This window comes from Sorangium sp. So ce448, from assembly GCF_051520915.1.
Lineage (GTDB): Bacteria > Myxococcota_A > Polyangia > Polyangiales > Polyangiaceae > Sorangium > Sorangium cellulosum_B.
In genome coordinates, this window is record NZ_CP150343.1 from 8,057,210 (window position 1) to 8,077,700 (window position 20,491).

Sequence of the window (20,491 nt, forward strand, 5' to 3'; positions counted from 1 at the left end):
CGAGCTGACCGAGCTCAAGGCCTGAGGCGGGGCGTTCACGACTCCCGGCCGGGCGCGAGACCCACCGCTGCGATGAGCTCGCCCAGGCCGGGATCCGTCGCTTTGTCGGCGCTGCGCGCCGACTCGAACGGCCGCTCCCCGCGGATCCACGCGTCGGCGAGCGAGTCCGGCCCGTTCAGGAGCAGGTGCATCGCCGCCGTCAGCTCCAGGGGGCGCATATCGAGGCGAAAGAGCTCGGAGAGGCTGAGCTGCAGGCCGGCGCTGATGGCGTGGACGCCGCGAATGGGCTCCATGAACGAGCGGCCCCCCACGCCGCGCGCCAGGAACGCGGCGCGCGCCTCCGGGTCCCGCAGCCTGGTCGCGCACTCTCCCGCGTCGAGCGAGTTCATGCCTCGACAGGAGAGCGGTCGAACCTCGTAGATCGAGCACCGCCCCGACCTCAGGAAGGGGCAAGGGTGGTCCGGCGAAAACCGCTCTGTCGACGGCAGGCTCCGTGTCCTCTCGTGGCACCCGGACACGTGCTGAGCCACGCGCGCGAGCTCCGCGTCGGACAGGGTCGACCTCAGGTGATCGGCGATCGCGAGCGCCTCCGGCGGCGTGACCCCGACCGATTGATGACAGCAGTGATCGCAGCCCGCCCGATCGACGCCCTGCGATGCTGCACTCTTGGAGGGTAGTACCGACCGCCAGAAGTCCGGCACGAGATCTGGAGAGATTTCAACGCAAAGACGCAAAGGCGCAAAGACGCAAAGACGCAAAGGCGCAAAAGAAAGAACAACTATCATGCATTTTTGCGTCTTTGCGTCTTTGCGCCTTTGCGTTAAACTCTCTCTCCCTGTCCGCCCGCGAGGCAGATCCCTGGCAGGATTTGTGACCCGCGGTCGCCGTCACGTCCCGCAGAACGTGTACTGCACGCGCTCGTCCAGCTGCGGGGGCTCGCCCAACTGAGCGTTCTCCGGCTGATCGTCGTACGGTCGCTCGAGCACCCGCACCAGCGTCTCGAACGGCTCGAAGTCGTCACGCAGAATGGCCGCCTGGATGAGCGCCTCGATCCGGTGATTGCGCGGGATGAACGCCGGGTTGACGAGCCGCATCGCGCTGGCGCGAGCCTCGGCCGTGACCTCCTCCCGGGCGAGCCGCCGGCGCCACGACTCGGCCCAGTCGCGGAAGGCGCCGGGCTCGGCGAACAGGGAGGCCACCTGCGCGTCGGCCGATGAATCGGCCGCTGAAGCGCAGAGCCGGCGAAAGAAGACCGTGTAATCGACGCCGTTCGACGCGAGCCGCTCCAGCAGATCCGCGGCGAGCGCGAGATCTGTCTCCTCCTCGCGCGCGAAGCCCAGCTTGGCCCGCAGGACGCGCGCGTGGGCCGCGACGAAGAGCGCGGAGAAGCGCTCCACGCGCTCGGTCGCCAGGCGGATGGCCTCCTCCTCGCCCTCGGCCAGGAGCGGCAGGAGCGCCTCGGCGAGCCGCGCCATGTTCCACTGCGCGATGCGCGGCTGGTTCCCGAAGGCGTACCGGCCGCCCCGATCGATCGAGCTGAACTTCTTCGCGGGATCATACTCGTCGAGGAACGCGCACGGCCCGTAATCGATGGTCTCCCCGGAGATCGACGTGTTGTCGGTGTTCATCACGCCGTGCACGAAGCCGACGCCGAGCCAGCGCGCGACAAGGGACGCCTGCGCCTCGACGACGCGCTCGAGCAGCGCCAGCGCGTCGTTGCCGCTGCCCACCGCCTCGGGGTAATGCCGGGCGAGCGCATACGAAGCGAGCGTGGCCAGCGCCTCGCGGTCGTCCCGCACGGCGAAGAACTGGAACGTGCCCACGCGGATGTGGCTCGCGGCCACGCGCGTGAGCACCGCGCCGGGGAGCACCTCCTCGCGATAGACCGGCTCGCCCGTCGTCACCGCGGCGAGCGCGCGCGTCGTCGGCACGCCGAGCGCCGCCATGGCCTCGCTCACGACGTACTCGCGCAGCACCGGCCCGAGCGCCGCTCGCCCGTCTCCGCCCCGCGAGAACGGCGTCCGCCCCGCGCCCTTGAGCTGGAGATCGCGCCGCTTGCCGTCCCTGCCCACGACCTCGCCGAGCAGGATGGCCCGCCCGTCCCCGAGCTGGCTGACGAAGCTGCCGAACTGGTGCCCCGCGTACGCGAGCGCGATCGGCTCCGCGCCCTCGGCCAGCGTGTTGCCCGCGAGCACCTCCGCCCCCTCCGGCGAGGCGAGCTGCTCCGCGTCGAGCCCGAGCACCTCCGCGAGCGCGCGGTTCACCTTCACGACGCGCGGCGCGCGGACCCGGGCGGGGGAGACGCGCGCGTGGAAGCGGTCGGGAAGGCGGGCGTAGGTGTTGTCGAACGGGAGCTTCATCGGCGAACCTTACGCGCGGAGGTGCCGCCGCTCAAGCCGCCGGAAGAGCCCGCCGCCGGGCCGCGCCACGGCGCCGCGGGAGCGAACGACGATCGGCTGTTCGCGCCAAGGCGAGCGAACAGACGCCTCGTCCTATCGCATTCCCTCCTCAGTTCCCGGCGACGCGCAGGCGGAAAGAGTCGGTCTGGGTGAGATCGGCGAGCAGATCGACGAGGGTATAGCCGTCGACGAGCAGGTTGACGCTGAGCCCGTCGACGTCACACCTGTCGCTCCCCTCTGGCTCCCGTCCCGTGGCAAAGGCGACCCACCGCTCGGCATAATGGCGCATGGCGGCCGGATCAGCGGCGAGCTCGTTCATCAGGTCAATGGGTGACGAGATCGTCTTGACATCGTCGTCGCCAAACGTAACGTCGGCGGTCCCGTCGATGGCGCCGCCGCGCGGATCGGTGGTCTGCACCTTGCCGACGGCGTCGTACCTCTCGAGCACGAAGCCCGGCGGGTTGATGTACGTGCCGTGGCATCCGGCGCACTCCGCGGTGGAGGTCAGCGCCTCGGCGGCCTCACGCTCCGTGGAGAACGGGCCCGGAGGCAGCGGCGTCTCGCTCGCGCCGGGCACGGGTGCCAGGTCGATCCCGAGCAGCCTGGTGGCGACGAACGCGCCCCGAAGGATCGGGTTCGTGGCGTCATGACGCGCGTAGGAGCTCAAGAACCCGACGCGGGTCAAGAGCCCCGGCCGCTCGTTCGGATCGAGCTCCACCCGCGTCAGATCCGCGCCGTAGTCCGCCGCATCGAGCCCATAGAGCGGAGCGGTGTCCTGATTGACGTAACCGACGTTGCTCAGGAAGAGGTCCTTGAACGACCCCCCCTCGAACGCCACCTCCTCGAAGAGGGCGTCCATCTCTGCCATCATCGGAGCCACCACGTCCGGGGAGTAGTCGGGGAAGCGGGTCGTGTCGTGGTCGACCGCTCCCCAGCGCGACCCCGGGCGAATGTCCGCATAAGCACGATGGAACCGGACCACGACCGGCGCCGTCTTTTCGCGGTCCTGGATCATCCGCTGCGCCTGCGCCAGGATCTGCTCCCTGGTGGCGAGCTGGCCAGCGTCGGCCGCGGCGTCCAGGATGTCATCTGGAATGGAATCCCACAGCAGGACAGAGAGCCTCGTCGCCACCTCGTGGCTGGAGAGCTTGAGCGCGCTTCCTTCGGGCTCCTGCGCCAGCTCAGGGCGCATGATGAACGAGGGCGAAGCGAGGAAGGTGAGGAGGATGGCCTCGGCGATCTCTTCGGGCGTGCCCTGGGGCTCCACGGCGGTGAGCCGCAGGAAGCTCTGCACCTCTTCTTCGAGCAGAGGACGGCGGAACGCCTTGCGACCAAAGGCGACAATCGTCTCTTCCAGGCACCTGGACGCCGCCGGATCGCAGGCGAGGAACCTGGGCTTGTTCGGCCCGCCCATCACCTCGGCGGCGATGTGCTCGGCGGCCGCGAGATAACCGCTCCATGCGGGATCTGTCATGTCCCCCTCGAAGTCGGGGACGAGGAGCGCAGACGGCGGGAGATTGCCGGCGCTCTCCAGCGTCGTCACGCCGAGCAGATCCCTCACCACCGCGTCGTACTGCCGGTTGAGCAGGCGCGGGATCTGGGACGTCACCGGGATGCTGGGCAAGCAGGAGTCCCCCCCTCCGACGCCGGATCCCCCTCCGACGCCGGATTCCCCCCCGACGCCGGCCGCGGTGCCGCTCCCGCCGCCGCTCTGATCGTCGCGGTCGGTGCCCTTGCCCAGGATCGTGATCCCGCACCCAGAGGCGACGAGAGAGAGCGCCGCGAAGCAGCAGAGCGAGGTTACGGCGCGCCAGAGCCTCATGTCAAAGCCTCCCGGCGTAGAATTCCCGGGGGGCTTCCCCGCGATCACAGTTTCGTCGCGCACGTCGACCCGGCGCCCCCGCCGATGCGGCCAGCGTGGGGTCTGCTCGGGCGCGTTTCGAGGGAGCGCCGGGTCAGGCGCTTCTTCCTGGTTCCTGGCGTATTCCCTCCTCAGTTTCCGCGGACGCGCAGACGGAACGAATCTGTCTGGGTGAGATCGGCGAGCAGGTCGAGGATTGAGTAACCGTCGGCAGACAGCCTGGCGTCGAGCTCATCGACGTCGCAGACGTCGTTCGGGTTCGGCGGCCGCCCGGTGGCGAAGGTGACCCACCGCTCGGCATAGTGGTGCTTGGCCGCCCGGGCGACGGCGATCTCGTTCATCAGCTCGAGCGGTGTCTCGATCGTCTCGGTGATATCCATGCCGAAGTGGACGTCGGCGGTTCCATCGATGGGGCCGCCGAGCGGATCGGTGGTCTGCACCTGGCCGACGGCGTTGTACCTCTCGAGCACGAAGCCCGGCGGATTGATGTAAGGGACGTGGCACCCGGCGCACACCGCCGGGGAGGTCAGCGCCTCGACGCGCCGGCGCTGCGTTGTGGTTTCGCCCGGAACGAGCGACGGCTCCTCGGCAGGCGGCGGCGGCACGTTGATCCCGATCAGCCTCGAGATGAACGCGCCCCGGAGGATCGGGCTCGTGACGGCGTAGGACGAGTAGGAGCTCAAGAATCCGACACGGGTCAAGAACCCCGGCCGCTCGGTCGGGTCGAGCTCCACCCGCGTCAGCTCCGCGCCGAAATTCGCTGGATCGAGCCCATAGAGCGCCGCGGTGTCCTCGTTGACGAAGGCGACGTTGCTCAGGAAGAGGTCGTCGAACGACCCCCCTTCGAACGCCACCTCCTCGAAGAGGGCGTCCATCTCTGACATCATCGGAGCGACAGCGTCCGGGGAATAGTCGGGGTACGCGGTCGTGTCGTGATCATGGACTCCCCAGTGCGAGCCCTGGCGAATGTCCGCGTAATCACGGTGGAAGGCGACCACGACCGGCGCCGTCTTCTCGCGGATCCGGATCATCCGCTGCGCCTGCGCCAGGATCTGCTCCCTTGTGGCGAGCTGGCCAGCGTCGGCCGCGGCGTTCAGGATGTCATCCGGAACGGAGTCCCAGAGCAGGAACGAGAGCCTCGCCGCCACTTCGTAGCTGGAGAGCTTGAGGGCGCTTCCCTCCGGCTCCTCCGCCAGCTCGGGGCGCAGGATGAACGAGGGAGAGGCGAGGAAGGTGAAGAGGATGGCCTCGGCGATCTCGTCGGGCGTGCCCTGGGGCTCCACCGCGGTGAGCCGCAGGAAGCTCTGCACCTCTTCTTCGAGCAGAGGACGGCGGAAGGCCCTGCGACCGAAGTCGATGATCGTCTCTTCGAAGCACCCGGACGCCGCCGGATCGCAGCTGACGAACCTGGACCTGTTCGGCCCGGCGATCACCTCGGCGGCGATCTGCTCGGCGACGGCGAGGTAGGCGTTCCATGCGACACCCGTCATGTCCCCCTCGAAGTCGGGGGCGAGCAGCGTCGACGGCGGGCCGTTGCCGGCGCTCGCCAGCGCCGTCACGCCGAGCAGATCCCGCACCGCCGCGTCGTACTCCCGGTTGAGCAGGCGCGGGATCTGGGACGTCACCGGCACGCCGGGGAAACAGGGATCGCCCCCGCCGCTGCCTGGGCCCTCCCCGACGCTGACCGTGGTTCCCTGGCCAACGCCGCCGCCGCCGTCTCCACCGCCGGTGTCGTCACCCACGATCGTGATCTCGCAACCAGCGACGAGGAGCGAGAGCACCGAGAAGAAGCCGAGTGAAGTTACGGCTTTCAAAGGTCTCATGACAAAGCCTCCCGCCGTAGCAATCTCCGAGGCTCTCCCGCGGGATCACAATTTCGTCGCGCGTCGCTCCCTGCGGCCGGTGATCAGAGCGAGAGGCCGGCGCCGACGCGGAGCGTCCACGTGACCGCGGGCACCTCGTGGATGAGCTGCGCGGGGTGCTCGAACATGAACGATCGCCGCACCAGCGGAAATTCCGGTCCACCTTGCGCGTCGATCCGCACGAGGGCCCCGAGCGAGGCGGTCACGCGCGCGAGGAGCCCGAGGCTGGCCCAGGGGACGGTGCCCTCGTCCACGTCGGAGATCGCCTTGCCGACCAGCCCGGTGCCGTGAAGGAAGCCGCCCTCCGCGCCCACGCAGGGCCCGAGCGAGAGCCGGCGTGCCGGGCGGAAGAGGTCCGCGCAGGCGTCGACCCGGCCGATCCCGCGCACGAAGCGAGCGCCGCCCGGGCCGGCGTCGACAGCGCCGGTGGCGGCCACCTCGGCGGCCACGCGGAACGCCGCGCCGAGGCCCAGATCGGCGCGCAGCTCGACGAAGGGCCCGCCGCCGAGCAGCGCCTCGGGGGCGACCCCGGACGCCGCGCTCCCCTGGACGCCGAGCGTCCACGGGCGCTCCACGGGCCGTCGCGGCCGCGGAGGGTGGTGCGAGGCCCCCGCGACCGGCGACGGCGGGGGGATGGGCGCGGTCGCGGGGCGCGCGGCCGTCGCCGGTGGGGCCGGCGAGGCGGCGGGCGGCGGCGCGGACAGCTGCGGCGAGGTCCCCGCGCCCGGCGCTGCGGCGGGATCCGCGGCGGGCGGCGGGGCCGCGACGGGATCGACGGCCGGCGGTTGCGGATCGAGAGACGCTGTGGGGTCGACCCGGAGGGCCGTGATGAGCGCCAGGGCCGCGACGACCTCGCCGCACGTCGCGCCGTCGACCTCGCGGACGCGCGCGTCCTCGCCTCTGCCGAGCGTGATCCGGCCGCGGCTCCTGCCCGCGCTCGAGGTGATGCGCACGCGCACGTCGAGCGCCGCTTCGTCCGCCGCGGCGGCGCGGGCGAGGTCCGTGCGCGCGGTCACCTCGCGCAGGAACGCCGCGGCGTCGGGACAGCCGTCGTGCGCCTCGTACGCGATACGCAGGCGCTGGATCTCCGCCCAGGCGTCACCCCCGGTCAGGGCGCCGGCGAGCACGACGACAGCTGCGAGCCAGCGCGGGTGGAGCACGGCACTCTCGAACGCACGCACGGCGCGGGAGGGTACACCGAGCCATCGTCCGCGGCGGCATTGCGGCATCGCCGTGCGCATCTCGGGCTCGATCCCGGGCCATTTCGCCCCTCCGCGTGGCTCGGGGCCGCGAGGGCGCTCGGTGCATCCCCATCGCCGGCGCGTCGCGGACACGTCCCATCGTACATTGGCACACCTCGAATCGATTCAGGCCAACATGAGCCGAACACCGTGGCGCAAACGAGGCATCTATCGACGGAATGATTGATGATTTCCCTGGCATCGCTCGTGCGAGAGCGGACGGCCCGTGGAGGTGTTCATGGCACAGTTTCAGCGTACAGCGCTTGCTCTCATCATCCCCGCCTCGTTGTCGATCGCCTGCTCCTCGTCGAGCGACGCGCCTCCGCACGAGCCGCTCCAGCTGGGCGAGGCGCCGGCGGCGATCTGCGGCGGCGGCGCGACCCGCGAGGGGGACGGCTCGGGCCGCGACCCGGTGGCGGGCGCGGGCACCGGCACGGGCGCGAGCGCGGGCGTGGGCTCGAGCTCGAGCGGCGGTTCCACGGACCCCAACACCGGGTCGCCAGGTGAGCCGCCCGTGGGCGAAGGGGGCAGCGGGGGTTCCGGGGACAGCGGCGGCGGCTCCGGGGGCGGGTGCGCCGAAGGCGGGGCCGGCGGCGGTGGCGGCGACGGCGCCGGCGGATGCGGCGACGAGGGCGGAAGCAGCGGCTCGGCCGGCGGCGGCAGCGGCTCGGCCGGCGGCGGCAGCGGCTCGGCCGGCGGCGGCAGCACAACGACGGCCGGCGGCGGCGGCAGCACAACGACGGCCGGCGGGGCCGGCAGCTCGCGGGACGCCGGGCCCCGGCTCGCGCCGCAGGCCAGCGGCGGCTCGTGCGCGGGGGTCAACCTCTCGACGCCGCTCACGCTGTACCTCTCGTCCGACGACTCCAACTCGATGGCATCTCCTGTCATCGTCCGCCGCCAGATCGAGCGCGGCGCGCCGCTGGTCGACCCCTATGTCATCCGCACGCACGAGTTCCTGAATTACTACCGGTACTCGTTCGCCCCGGCCGAGCCGGGGGAGCTCTCGATCGTATCGCAGCTCGGCTCCTGCGTGCTCACGGGCGATCTGGCGCTCCAGATCGCTGTGCAGTCGAGCCGGGCGCCTGCCGCGCGCGAGCCCATGACGATCACGCTCGTGCTCGACACGTCGGGATCGATGTCGGGAGAGCCGATCGAGCTCGAGCGGGCGGCTGTCCGGGCCATCGCGTCGACGCTCATCGAGGGCGACGTCGTGAACGCGGTCACGTGGAATACGGGGCAGAGCCCCGTGCTCGAGGGCCACGTCGTCTCGGGCCCCGACGACCCCGTCCTGCTCGCGGTCGCGAGCGCGATCGAGGCCGACGGAGGCACCGACCTGAACAGCGGCCTCGCCGCGGGGTACGCGCTCGCCAACGCGCACAGGGCCGTGGGCGGCATCAACCGCGTCGTGCTGATCAGCGATGGACAGGCCAACGCCGGGGTGACCGAGGAGCAGATCATCGGAGCGAACGCCGAGGACGCGGACGGAGAGGGCATCTACCTCGTCGGCGTCGGGGTCGGCGACGGCGTGAACGACACGCTCATGGACGTTGTCACCGACGCCGGCCGCGGCGCGTATGTCTATCTCGACAGCGCCGACGAGGCGCGGCGCGTCTTCGTCGACCGGTTCGCCGAGACGGTCCTCGTCGCCGCGCGCGACGTGAGGATCGAGCTGACGCTCCCGCCGTACTTCGGCATCCAGAAGTTCTATGGAGAGGAGTACTCGCCTGATCCGGCCAAGGTGCGCACGCAGCACCTCGCCCCGAGCGACTCGATGATGCTGTATCAGATCCTCCGCCCGTGCGACCCGTCGCTGCCGAGCGCGAGCGACCCGTATCGGGTCCGCGTCACCTGGCGCGACGCGACGACCGGCGAGGCCAGGGAGGCCGTGCAGCAAACCACGCTCGGAGGGCTCGGGATCGACGACGGCAACCTCACGAAGGCGGCGGCGATCATCGCGTATGCCGAGGCCCTGAAGCAGCTCGCCGAGCTCGGCCCCTTCGAGCGCGCGAGCGCGCTCTCGGCCGCCCGGGAGACCGTCCTCGCCGCGAACACGACCGGCGCGGACGCCGATCTCCTCGAGATCGCGGCGACCCTTCAAAAGATGATCGACAACCAGCCATAGAGCGGTTTTCAGCCGAGCCCAGTACGAGCGTCGCAGAGCGGCGGTCACCCGCACAGGAGACGGGTCCAGATCGGCGTTTTCGGCGCGCAAGCGCACTCCTGTGCGCTGAGCACCGAAAACGCCGAGATGGGCCCGTATCCGAAGCGGGCGACCGCCGCTCTAGCAGGCGAGGCGCTTCACCCAGGCGAGGACGAAGTCGCGGAACACCGCCACGTTCCGCGGCACGTGCCGCGCGCTGGGATAGACGAGGTACAGCGTCCCCGCGCGCTGCGACCACTCCGGCAGCACGTGGACGAGGCGGCCGGCCGCCAGCTCGGGCGCGGCGAGGACGCGCGGGAGCGGCCCGATACCGCCCCCCGCCCGGAGCAGCGAGCGGATGAGCTGGAAATCGTCGGTCGCGATGCGCCCGGTCGCCATCGCGTCGCGCACCGCGCGGGGGCCGTCGACGGGCTGCTGTCCGCGCCGGGCATTGGGGAGGAACACCACCCGCTCGTGGTCGACGAGCTCGTCGAACGCGCGGGGCAGGCCGCGGCGCGCGAGGTACGCCGGCGCAGCGAAGAGCTGCACGTAGGAGTCGAGCAGCTTGCGCACGACGAGCGAGGAGTCAGGGAGCTCGGGCGTCGCCCGGAGCGCCACGTCGAAGCCCTCGCGCAAGAGGTCCACCCGGCGCGTGGACATGTCCACCTCGAGCGACAGCAGCGGGTAACGCGCCCCGAACTCGACGAGCATCTCCCCGAGGAAAGACTCCCCGCCATCCGGGGGAGCGCTCAGCCGTATCGTGCCCTGGGGCTGCCCTTGATAGGCGTCCAGCGCCTGCGCCGCGTCGCGGAGACCGGCGATGTGGGGCGCCACGTCGCCGAAGAAGCGACGGCCCGCCTCGGTCAGCGCCACGGCGCGCGGCGACCGCTGGAGGAGACGCACCTGGAGGCCGTCCTCGAGCCGCGTCACCGCGCGGCTCACCGTCGACTTCGGGACCCCGAGCTGCTCCGCCGCCGCGGTGAACGAGCCCAGCTCCGCCACCCGGGCGAACGCGGCGATCTCATCGAGCTGGGGCGCCCGGGCAGGGCGCGCTCGCGCTGCCGCGCGGGGGCTGGGCATGGTAGGACCTCACGAGGGGGAAACGGCGCCGGTCGGGGGGCTCTCGCCAGGTTGCGCCAGCGCAACGTTGAGTTGAGCCGTTGCACGATAGCACCGGGCGCCGAGAGGGCGCATCAGGAAAGGCGTGGGCGCTCCGATCGGGAGAGCCCGGCACACCTCAGCGAGGCTCACCATGAACAACGTCAAGCGTTTCGCCCCCACCGCCGCCCGCATCCTGCAAGGGCTCGTGTTCTTCGTGTTCGGGCTCAACGGCTTCCTGCAGTTCCTGCCGCAGCCCCCGGCCCCGGAGGCCGCGGCCAGCTTCGCGGGCGCGCTCGCGGCGACGGGGTACATGTTCCCGCTCATCAAGGGGACCGAGGTCGTCGCAGGCGCGCTGTTGCTCTCGAACCGCTACGTGCCCCTCGCGCTCGCGCTCCTCGCGCCCGTCGTCGTGAACATCGTCGCCTTCCACACGTTCCTCGCGCCGGCGAACCCGGTCACAGCGCTCGTCCTCGCCCTCCAGCTCTACCTCGCCTTCGCGTACCGGGCCGCGTTCCGCCCGATGCTCGCCGCGCGCGTCGACGCGAGCGCCGGCGCGGAGCAGAGCAAGCTCCGGCCTGTCGAGAGCGCGGCCTGAGCCGCCCGTTCGCGCCGGCCCGATCGGCGGCCGTCGCCGTCAGCGCCGATACAGGATCCGGCCGCCGGTCTTCGCCAGGGCGTACCGGAAGCCGCGCGCCAGGTCGACGTGCGTGACCATCGCGCCGACGTCCAGGCCCTGGGCGACCATCATCTGCGCCGCCCCGGCGGTCACGCCGACGAGCACCGCCTCCGCGCCGAGCAGCGCCGCAGCCTGCGCCGCCCGGACGAGCTGGTTCGCCGCCGTGGCGTCGACCACCGCCATCCCCGTCACGTCGATCAACACCACCTGCGCGTCGTGCTCGTGGATCTCCTTCAGCAGCGACGCGATGAAATGGCTCGAGCGCTGGGCATCCATCGTGCCCACCACGGGCATGACCAGGATTCCATCGGCGATCGGCACAACGGGGCTCGACAGCTCATGGATCGTCCGGAGCATCGACTCCTGGAGCTCGTTGGACCGCTCCAGCTCGATGGTCCGCTCGGAGATCCGGCTGAACAGCCGGGCGTTCTCGATGGCCACGGCCGCGGTGCCGGCCACGCGCTCGAGGAACGGCACCTCGTCGCTCCCGCAGGCGTCCTCACGCTCGCTGCTCAGGACGAGGACGCCGACCACGCTGCCCCGCGCCCGCAGCGGCACCCCGACGAGCGTCCGCGCGCCGGCGTGCCCGCGGAGGGGCGAGGCGTCCTCGCGCCCGTCGTGCCCGGCCGGATCGATCACGAGCGGGCGGCCGGCGTCGAGCACCCGGCCGACCAGGGAGCGCGGCGAGAAGGACACGCGCTCCTCGACGACGGGCTCCCTGCGCGCCGCCACGCCGATCAACAGCACCTCGATCGGCCGGCCGGCGGCGTTGCCCTCGACGCGCCGGCTCGCCACGCGGTGGGCCGCGTCGAGCGCGAGGTGATCGCTGAGCGTCGTTGACCACGGCGTGTGCTCGAGGGTGACGCAATCGACGCCGGTATGAATGATGCGCGAGGCCGGCAGCTCCGCGAGCGTCGGCTCGACGCCCCGGGTGATCATCCGGTGGACGATCTCGGCGGCGATATACCCCATGTCGTACTCGCGCTGCACGATCGTCGCGTGGATCGCGCCCCGGCGGAGCAGCGCGACCGTCGCGGAGAAGAGATCGAACGCGACGATCTTGAGCTCTCCGCCCCTGCCGATCTCCCTCGCTGCGTGGCCCCATGCCGGCCCGCCGCCGGCCGCCACCCCGAAGGCGCCGGCGATGTCCGGCCGCCGCTGGAGGGCCGCCCGCGCGAGCTCCGTCCCGAGCTCCAGGTCGTGGTCGCTGTCCTCGTGGGGGGGCAGCACGGTGAACTTGGCCCCTTCCATCGCCGCGCAGGACCCCTCGATGCGCTCGCGCGTGTTGATCGCGTCCTTCGTGGGCCGCTGCGACGCCACGACCCCGCCGCTCGGCAGCAGCCGCCGCATCATCTCGCCCGCCAGCCTGCCCGCCGCCACGTTGTCCGTGCCGATATAAAGAGGGGCCCGGCTGCCCGGCACCGGCGGCGTGTCGACGACGATCACCGGGATCCCCGCCTCCGCCGCGCGCCGGAACCCCTCCTCCGCCTCCTCGGGGGCGCCCGGAGCGATGATGATGCCGTCCACACCCCGCCGGATGCCGTCCTCGAGGATCTCGCGCTGGCCCCCCGGGCCGGCGGGGGGCCCGAGGCGGAAATCCACGGAGATACCGAGGCCCCGCGCGGCGTCGACCGCGCCGTCGCGCAGGGTGTGGAAGTACGTCATGGGGGCCGACCGCCCGGCCCGGAACACGCGGGCGTCCAGCTCTCCCGAAGCGGCCACGGCGCCCTGTCCGCCGCCGGCGTCCTCGACGAGCCACAGCTCCACCGAGCCCCATTGCTGGTCGATCTGCACGCTCTTGATGCCGTGGGCGAGCGTGTCCAGCAGGTGGTCCGGCTCCACCGTGGTGCCCACCGCGTTCAGGACCTGCTCGAGCAGGCGAATCTCCTGCGCCAACCTCGCCTTCTCGTCATAGAGCCTGTGCCGCTCCAGCGCGGCCCCGGCGGCGTCCAGGAGCACCTCGAGCATCTCGCGGCGCTCGCCCTGCGGAGCCTCGAGGGTCGCCTGCTCCAGCGCGAGGTAGCCTGCCGGCGCTCCCCGGACGACGACGGGCGCGACAAGCACCCCCGCGCCGGCGGGCACCGCGCCCTCTGCCGCGATCGCGAGAGGGAGGTGCGCTTCATACCAGTCATGTGCACTGACAACACACATCCCGCTCGCCGCCTCGGGCGCCGCGCGCGGGCCGCTCTCGGTGGCGAGGCCCGCGTCGGTCGGGAGCTTCACCCCCTGCGGAGCCAGCGCGTCGAACCCTTCGAGCGCCCTGTAAACGAGGCGGCGCCCTTCGCAGAGGAGCAGGCCGCCGCGCGGCGCGCGCGGCGCGATCGCCATGGTCTGTCGCACGATCTGCTGCAATGTCGCGAAGAGATCCACTCCGTGGCGCATACGGGTCCCGCTCGATCCGCCGTCACGACGCGCGACGCGCGGGCCCAGAAGGCGCGATGAACCACAGTTCTGTCAAGGTCGATTTGCCCATCTCCCCATGTGTGTGGGCCGGCTCGCGACCGCCATCGAAGGCCGTCAACGGCCGAGCTCGCCGGGGAGGGGACGAGTCGACAGCGCGGCGCGCGCTACTCGCAGGGCAGGATGCGCAGCACCTGGATCGTGGTGTTCGAGCTGCCGGGCGCGGCGAAGGCCACGCTCCCGTCGGGAAACGCGACGAAGTCCTGGTAACGATTGCCGAGCACGTCGACCTCGAGCGGCTCGCCCTCGGCCTCGCCGGTGGCGCGATCGCGTGTCTGTACGTACAGCGCGCGCGCCGCGTCGTTGCGGGCGAGCTCGCCGGCCCTCGTCGTTGTCTCCCAGGCTGCGAGCATGCGGGAGCGGCCATAGGCGGCCAGGTGCGGAGCGCGGTGGTTCATGCCCGCGTCGCTGGCGATCGTGAGGTCCTTGTCCGCGGCGCCGTCGGTGAAGTGGAGCAGCCGGACCTCCGCGAGCCCGTTCGCGCCCGCCGGCTGGCCCGAGCGGATATTGCTCGCCGTGAGCCAGTAGCCGCCGCCGGCCGCCGTGACGAGGTTCCCAAGGTTCGAGTAGGCGAGATCGACAGGATAGATGGTCTTGTAATCCGGCGCGAACGCGATGCGGTTGTTGTTGTCGGTCTTGCACACAGTCACGAACTTCCGGGCGCTGTCGTCCCAGACGATGCGCTCGTAACCGCTGTGGCTGCAGCCCCAGTCGAAGCCGTCCCTCTGCAGCGCGCCGTTCGCGTCGACGACCTTCATGCGATCGCCCTGGTGGATGTTGATGCACCCGCCTTGCGAGACGCTGATCGCGGCGCCGAAATAGCCCGCATAACGCGAGCCGTCGAAGGCGATGCGGCCGTGGTGCGCGTACCACCAGATCATGGTCACATCGGGCCCGGTGGGGCCTGTCGAGTAGGGCGGCAGCGCGGCGCTCGAGCTCGTGAGCTTCGTCGCCCAGGTCGCGCGCTCTCCGTCGAAGCGGACCATGTACATGTCGTGACAGGCGATGGGCGGGGACGGCGGCGTTCCGCACAGGTTCGAGGGCGTGCCGCAATTCAGCGTCCCGCCCCCCTCGGCATCGCGGGTGAGCAGCAGCACGCCGCCGTCGTCGTCGGCGTGGAGGTCGGCGAAGTCGTTCGCCGGCAAGCCGAACGAGCGCCCCACGGCCTTGTCATCGGCGTCGAGCTGGAGGACGTGGACCTGTCCGTCGTCGCTCATCCATGCCAGCCGCGACCCGCCGGACGGTATCGGCGAGATGACGAGCGGCTTCAGCGCGGCCTCATCCTCGTTGTTGATCACGCGGCCCCCGACGTCGACCTGGGTGATGCGAATGCGGTCGCGGGTCACGCCGCACGCGCCGGGGCCCGGATCACCGCCCGCCCCGCCGCCGCTCGCGCTCGACGCCCCGCCGCCGCTCGCGCTCGATGCCCCGCCTCCGCTACCGCTCGACGCCCCTCCCCCGCTCCCGCTCGACGCTCCGCCGCCGCTACCGCTCGACGCCCCTCCCCCGCTCGCGCTCGACGCGCCTCCACCACTGCTCGACACCTCACCGCCCGACTCGCCAGCGCAGCCCGGGGGCAAGGTGATAAGCACCAAAGACCAGATGACTCGCATGGTTCGTCTCGACATCTCGTCACGCTACCGCGCGAGCCGGCCTCTCATGGGGCAGAATCTCCGCGCGGCGCGTGAGGAAGGCGCCCTGGCGCTCAGCGCGCTGTGCGGAGATCTCGCAGGCCAGGACACCACGCCAGCACCCTGGACCAGAACAGCCATCGATGGCGGACATCCCCTCACCCACCGCCGCGCGAGCAGTCCCAGGCTCCTCCCGCAGGCCCCGGTGAGGGGGCCCGGCGGCTCAGCAAGGCCTCCAGCGCCACCCGAGGCGCCCCTGGGCAACAAGCCTGCGGTGCAGAACCGTCGCGCGCGATCCGCAGCGATGGCCGCAGTCTCGCCCGCTCCAGACCACCGGCCGTCCCCCCGTCACACGGGCCCTGACGAGCGTTGACATGCACACGCTGGCCTGGTAGGTGAGCGAAGCGTCCGCGCGAGCGCGACTGGCGGCCAACGGCGCGGGTGAGTCCTTGCCTCGCGAAGCGGCGGACGCGCAGAGCTTGGCCCCTCTCGGGCGCCACCCACGTCGAAAGTTCCGCCGCCGGGCGCTCAAATGCCATGTCGCTGTAAGACATGGCCGCCGTGGACCGGCTCGCTCAACACGGCCGGCGTCGCAGGGGGCGGCAGCACGAGCGCCTTGGCGGATCCGGCGAGGGCAGCGCAGGCAACCTGGGTGAGGTCTCGCGGCTCGTCCGTGCGGGGAGGTTGACGCGGCACAGCTAGCCAGAGTCAGCGGCGCGAGGCGCCGGAGGCCCACCCTAGCCTCCGACCCGGCACCATGTTATTGCTAGCCCGCCGATTCCGCCACGCGCGCAATTGATGCGCGGCGGTGGTTCATCTGACTCGAGGAGCGCCGGAGCCACAACAAACGCAACATGCCTGGAAGCCCAGCGCGGGCGTGGAGACGCCGCCTCCACCCTGGCCCGGAGACCAGAGCCCTGGGGCAACCCCCGCGGACACCGTTGTCGAAAGCGCCCTCTGAACTTAGGCACACGCAAACCACGAGCTGGAGATCCGTTTATGACCGTTGTCACTGGCGACAGAGAGTACTTCCCGGGTGTTGGCAAGATCCCCTACGAGGGGCCCGAGTCCGACAACCCCCTCGCCTTCAAGTGGTACGACGCCAACCGCGTCGTCGCCGGCAAGGCCATGAAGGATCACTTCAAGTTTGCCGTGTGTTACTGGCACACGTTCTGCGGGCGCGGGCACGATCCGTTCGGTCCGGGGACGATCAACTTCCCCTGGGACGAGGGCAAGGACGCGCTGGCCCGCGCTCGGATGAAGATGGACGCGAACTTCGAGTTCATCACCAAGCTGGGCGCGACGCACTACTGTTTCCACGACATCGACCTCGTGGAGGAGGGCGAGAACCGCGCCGAGACGTCGCGTCGCCTCCAGACCATCGTCGAGTACGCCAAGCAGAAGCAGGCGCAGTCGGGCGTCAAGCTGCTGTGGGGCACGGCGAACCTGTTCTCCAACCCGCGCTACATGAACGGCGCCTCCACGAACCCGGATTTCTCCGTGCTGGCCTACGCCGGCGCCCAGCTCAAGGACGCCCTCGACGCGACCATCGCGTTGAACGGTGAGAACTACGTGTTCTGGGGCGGCCGCGAAGGGTACATGAGCCTGCTGAACACGGACATGAAGCGCGAGAAGGCGCACTTCGCTCGCTTCCTGACCATGGCCCGCGACTACGCGCGCGCGCGCGGCTTCAAGGGCGTCTTCTTCATCGAGCCCAAGCCGATGGAGCCCTCCAAGCACCAGTACGACTTCGACGCCGAGACCGTGATCGGGTTCCTGCGTGAGCACGGCCTGGACAAGGACTTCAAGCTCAACCTCGAGACGAACCACGCGACGCTCGCCGGCCACACCATGGATCACGAGATGCAGGTGGCCGCGGACAACGGCATGCTCGGCAGCATCGACGCCAACCGGGGCGACTACCAGAACGCGTGGGACACCGATCAGTTCCCCTACAACATCAACGAGACGGTCGAGATGATGCTCATCCTGCTCCGCAGCGGTGGGTTCCAGGGCGGCGGCGTCAACTTCGACGCCAAGCGCCGCCGCAACTCGAGCGATCTCATCGACACCTTCCACGGGCACATCGGCGGCATGGACGTGTTCGCGCGCTCGCTGCTCATCGCCGATGACCTGATCCGCAAGTCGCCGCTCGAGGGGATGCGCAAGGCGCGTTATGCGTCCTTCGACGGCGGCAAGGGCGCCGATTTCGAGCAGGGCAAGCTGACGCTGGAGCAGCTGGCCGAGATCGGCAACGCCGGCGGTGAGGTCAAGCTCACGAGCGGTCAGCAAGAGCTGTACGAAAACATCGTCAATCGCTGGATCCGATAAGCCGAGCGATCGGGGGAACGACAGCCGGGCGCCGTTGCGCGCCCGGCTGTTTTGCTTTCCGAGGAGATGTCGCTCTCCTGCGGATGATCCACTCCGCGACGGCGACGTTGATCACCCAGCCGGCGCCCATCAGGACCGCTCTGACGCCCTCGCCCGGCGCGCCGAAGAGCAGCACCCACGGCATGTGGGTCAGCACCTGAGTCCCCGCGCCCAGGCCGATCGCGTAGCCGCGCAGCATCCACGCGCCGTGACGGACGAAGTCGCGCCGCGAGATGGCGACGAGACCGAGCACGAGCGACAGGAACATGGCAGAGCCGAACAGCACCCGGAGAACGGCGAGGGTGTCGCCGTCCCCCTCGGGGAGCTCGTAAGACGCCTGCATCCACAGACCCGAGGCGGCGGCCACGAGCCCCGACGGGGCCACGGCCCACCCCGCCGCGCGATGCCAGCGAGGCATCCGGCGGCGAAAGCCCGGGGAGAACTGGAACGCACCAAGGACCGAGAACACGCTGACACTGAGGATGTGCAGCACGATGGGCACGGGCGCGGCGAAGAAGCGGGCGTTGTCCGGGGTGACCGTGGCGCCGACGCTCAGCTCGGCCAGGCGGAAGGCGCCGGCCACCACGGGGACCGCGCTGAGGCCAAGCAGAAGCGCGGGGACGAGCCAGTCTCGCCTCGCCGAGGGGGTCGTGGTGCTCTCGTTCGTCATGCCGAAAAGCTAGGGACGGCCCTGGCTGCGTCGCAATTGGCGCAAATGGCGGATCTGGGTCGGCCGATTGGCCGATGGGACGATCGTACTTTCGGCCAGGTGCACCGCCCCCTGGCCCCGGGCCGACAGGTCAGTCGCGGACGCGGCCGGTCTCGTAGGCCCAGATGGCGATCTCGACCCGGTTGCGCGCGCCGAGCTTGGTCATGAGGCTGGCGATGTGCGCCTTGACGGTGCTCAGGCTGATGTGGAGCTCGTCGGCGATCTCGGCGTTGGTTCGACCGCGGGCCACGATGAGGAGGACCTCCTCCTCGCGGGCGGTGAGGGGCTCCCCGGGCTGTGCTCGTGGCGGCTGGCGGCGAGAGGCGGCGAACGAGGAGAGCAGGCGGGCGGTGACACGTGGCGCGATCAAGGCGTCGCCGCTCGCGGCGGCGCGGATGGCCTGCGCGAGCAGCTCGGGACCGGCGTCCTTCAGCAAGAAGCCGCGGGCGCCGGCCTTGAGGGCGGAAGCCACGTAGTCGTCGTGATCGAAGGTGGTGATCACCACGACCGCCAGGGGACGGTCGACGGCCGGGCCGGCGAGCCGTCGGGTAGCTTCGATGCCGTCGATCCCGGGCATGCGGATGTCGAACAGGCACACGTCGGGACGGAGGGCGAGCGCCAGCTCCACGGCCTTGTGTCCGTCGTCGGCGACGCCCACGACCTCGATGTCAGGCTGGGCGTCGAGGAGGATGCTGAGCCCGGTGCGGACGATCTCTTGATCGTCGGCGACGAGGACGCGAATGCTCAACTGGGCTGTCCTTTCCGAGGCAACACGGCCGTCACCGTCCAGCCGCGCCGCGGGCCCGGGCCCGCATGGCACGTACCGCCGAGCAGCGTCGCTCGTTCGATCATGCCGACCAACCCGTATCCCGTCGACGTGGGGTGGCCGGCGTGGGCCCCCTGGCCGTCGTCGGTGACCCGCAGACGCACGGACGTGTCGTCGGCCGTGACCTCCACGTCGATCCGGGTCGCGTGGCGAGCGTGCCGGCGAGCGTTGGTGATCGACTCCTGCGCGAGGCGAAAGATCGCGGCGGAGACCGGCGATGGCAGGTCATCGAAGCTCCCGGTCAACTTCACCTCGACAGGAGCCCCTGTGGCCGATGCGCCCGCGAGCTGTCCGAGGTCGGCGACCCGCGGGCTCGGCGAGAGCTCGGCCGGCTCGCCGCCACGCAGGAGCCGGACCATCATGCGCATCTCGCCGAGGGCGCGAGACGCCTCGTCCGCGATCACGCGGAGCGCGTCGACAGGCGCCTCGGGGCGAGCCGACGCGGCGACGAGGCCAGCCTGCGCGCGGATCGCGATCGCCGATACATGGTGGGCCACGGTGTCGTGCAGGTCGCGGGCGATCCGCTCTCGCTCGGCCAGCTTGGCTTCATCGAGCTCTCGCAGGCGCACGCGATCCCGGTAGCGCACCGCCGCGCCGAGCGCCATCGTGGAGAGCAGGACGGCGTAGCCCCCGATGACATCGCCGGTCCTGGCATGAGAACGGATCATGTCGACCGCCGCCGAGGTCACCATGATCGGCAGCCCGATCATCGCTTCACGCCCCGTACCCCAGCGGAACAACGAATAGGGCAGCAGCACCATGTAGACCATCGCGTAGAGCCCTGGCGACGCGCTGCCGGTCGCCATCACGGCGAGCTGTATCGCGATGCTAAGGCCGAACGCGATCACGACCATCTGCAGCGGCCTGGTCCTCCGCCAGAGCAGCGTCGGCAAGAGCCCGAGGCAAAGGACCAGCGAAGCGATCCGCCACGGCAGGTCGCGCCGGATCGCGACCTCGAGCGACCCGAGCGCGGCGAACCCGGCCAGGAGCACCCAATCCATCCGGACGCGTCGAGGGGGGTGCGGCGCTCGTGGCTCGGACCCCACGGATCGAAAGAACTCGCGCACCTGCCTCATGAGAAGAGCCGGGTTGACTCCATACCCATCGTTCGAGCGAACCAGCACGACGACCTGGCGTGCTGGTCGCAGCATAGACCGGATGGACGCCGCGCACGAGGCCTCGATGGGGGCGCTCTCGCGATGGCCGGCTGCGCCG

The 20,491-nt window shown here is 70.8% G+C and carries 14 protein-coding genes and 1 pseudogene; 3 read left to right on the top strand and 12 right to left on the bottom strand.

What is annotated here, in order from left to right:
• Window positions 1-35 precede the first annotated feature (35 nt).
• The 6 genes and pseudogenes from WMF45_RS30390 to WMF45_RS30415 all read right to left on the bottom strand — a co-directional run bounded on the left by WMF45_RS30390 (window position 36) and on the right by WMF45_RS30415 (window position 7,303).
• Window positions 36-389 (bottom strand): hypothetical protein, encoded by a 354-nt coding sequence (locus WMF45_RS30390; protein ID WP_437719684.1) that lies wholly within the window; start codon window positions 387-389, stop codon window positions 36-38.
• Window positions 390-398: 9 nt separating this feature from the next.
• Window positions 399-785 (bottom strand): annotated as a pseudogene (locus tag WMF45_RS30395) (YkgJ family cysteine cluster protein); the annotation flags it as partial.
• A gap of 102 nt (window positions 786-887) precedes the next feature.
• Complete coding sequence (locus WMF45_RS30400) at window positions 888-2,360, bottom strand: protein adenylyltransferase SelO (RefSeq protein ID WP_437708450.1); 1,473 nt, start codon at window positions 2,358-2,360, stop codon at window positions 888-890.
• 148 nt (window positions 2,361-2,508) lie between these two features.
• Window positions 2,509-4,221 (bottom strand): DUF1592 domain-containing protein, encoded by a 1,713-nt coding sequence (locus WMF45_RS30405; RefSeq protein ID WP_437708452.1) that lies wholly within the window; start codon window positions 4,219-4,221, stop codon window positions 2,509-2,511.
• Window positions 4,222-4,391: 170 nt separating this feature from the next.
• The gene (locus WMF45_RS30410) at window positions 4,392-6,083 is read right to left on the bottom strand and encodes a DUF1592 domain-containing protein (protein WP_437708454.1); all 1,692 of its coding nucleotides are present in this window, start codon (window positions 6,081-6,083) and stop codon (window positions 4,392-4,394) included.
• 83 nt (window positions 6,084-6,166) lie between these two features.
• Window positions 6,167-7,303 carry a hypothetical protein gene (locus WMF45_RS30415; RefSeq protein ID WP_437708456.1) on the bottom strand — a complete coding sequence of 379 codons (1,137 nt, stop codon included), beginning with the start codon at window positions 7,301-7,303 and terminating at the stop codon, window positions 6,167-6,169.
• 298 nt (window positions 7,304-7,601) lie between these two features.
• Here WMF45_RS30415 and WMF45_RS30420 point away from each other — a divergent pair, with 298 nt between their 5' ends.
• Window positions 7,602-9,485 (top strand): vWA domain-containing protein, encoded by a 1,884-nt coding sequence (locus WMF45_RS30420; protein WP_437708458.1) that lies wholly within the window; start codon window positions 7,602-7,604, stop codon window positions 9,483-9,485.
• 159 nt (window positions 9,486-9,644) lie between these two features.
• On the opposite strand, the gene WMF45_RS30425 is transcribed toward WMF45_RS30420, so the two are convergent.
• Window positions 9,645-10,583, bottom strand: coding sequence for a LysR family transcriptional regulator (locus WMF45_RS30425; RefSeq protein ID WP_437708459.1), 939 nt, complete (start codon window positions 10,581-10,583; stop codon window positions 9,645-9,647).
• A 172-nt stretch (window positions 10,584-10,755) separates the two neighbouring features.
• Between WMF45_RS30425 and WMF45_RS30430 the strand changes: the two genes are divergently transcribed.
• Window positions 10,756-11,199: a DoxX family protein gene (locus WMF45_RS30430; RefSeq protein ID WP_437708461.1), complete on the top strand. Its 444-nt coding sequence runs from the start codon at window positions 10,756-10,758 to the stop codon at window positions 11,197-11,199.
• A gap of 39 nt (window positions 11,200-11,238) precedes the next feature.
• Here the strand turns inward: WMF45_RS30430 and WMF45_RS30435 are convergent, their stop codons facing one another.
• Window positions 11,239-13,662 (bottom strand): substrate-binding domain-containing protein, encoded by a 2,424-nt coding sequence (locus WMF45_RS30435; protein ID WP_437708463.1) that lies wholly within the window; start codon window positions 13,660-13,662, stop codon window positions 11,239-11,241.
• Between the two features lie 185 nt (window positions 13,663-13,847).
• Complete coding sequence (locus WMF45_RS30440; RefSeq protein ID WP_437708465.1) at window positions 13,848-15,353, bottom strand: hypothetical protein; 1,506 nt, start codon at window positions 15,351-15,353, stop codon at window positions 13,848-13,850.
• Window positions 15,354-16,370: 1,017 nt separating this feature from the next.
• Here WMF45_RS30440 and xylA point away from each other — a divergent pair.
• Window positions 16,371-17,702: a xylose isomerase gene (xylA, locus tag WMF45_RS30445; RefSeq protein ID WP_437708466.1), complete on the top strand. Its 1,332-nt coding sequence runs from the start codon at window positions 16,371-16,373 to the stop codon at window positions 17,700-17,702.
• Here xylA and WMF45_RS30450 read toward each other — a convergent pair.
• The 3 genes from WMF45_RS30450 to WMF45_RS30460 form a co-directional block, all read right to left on the bottom strand.
• Window positions 17,683-18,411 carry a DUF2306 domain-containing protein gene (locus tag WMF45_RS30450; RefSeq protein WP_437708468.1) on the bottom strand — a complete coding sequence of 243 codons (729 nt, stop codon included), beginning with the start codon at window positions 18,409-18,411 and terminating at the stop codon, window positions 17,683-17,685. The two genes, xylA and WMF45_RS30450, sit on opposite strands and share 20 nt — an antisense overlap.
• A gap of 130 nt (window positions 18,412-18,541) precedes the next feature.
• Window positions 18,542-19,198, bottom strand: coding sequence for a response regulator (locus tag WMF45_RS30455; RefSeq protein WP_437708470.1), 657 nt, complete (start codon window positions 19,196-19,198; stop codon window positions 18,542-18,544).
• Window positions 19,195-20,352, bottom strand: a complete 1,158-nt coding sequence (locus tag WMF45_RS30460; RefSeq protein ID WP_437708472.1) for a sensor histidine kinase — start codon at window positions 20,350-20,352, stop codon at window positions 19,195-19,197. The genes WMF45_RS30455 and WMF45_RS30460 overlap by 4 nt, the downstream gene beginning before the upstream one ends.
• Window positions 20,353-20,491: the final 139 nt, after the last annotated feature.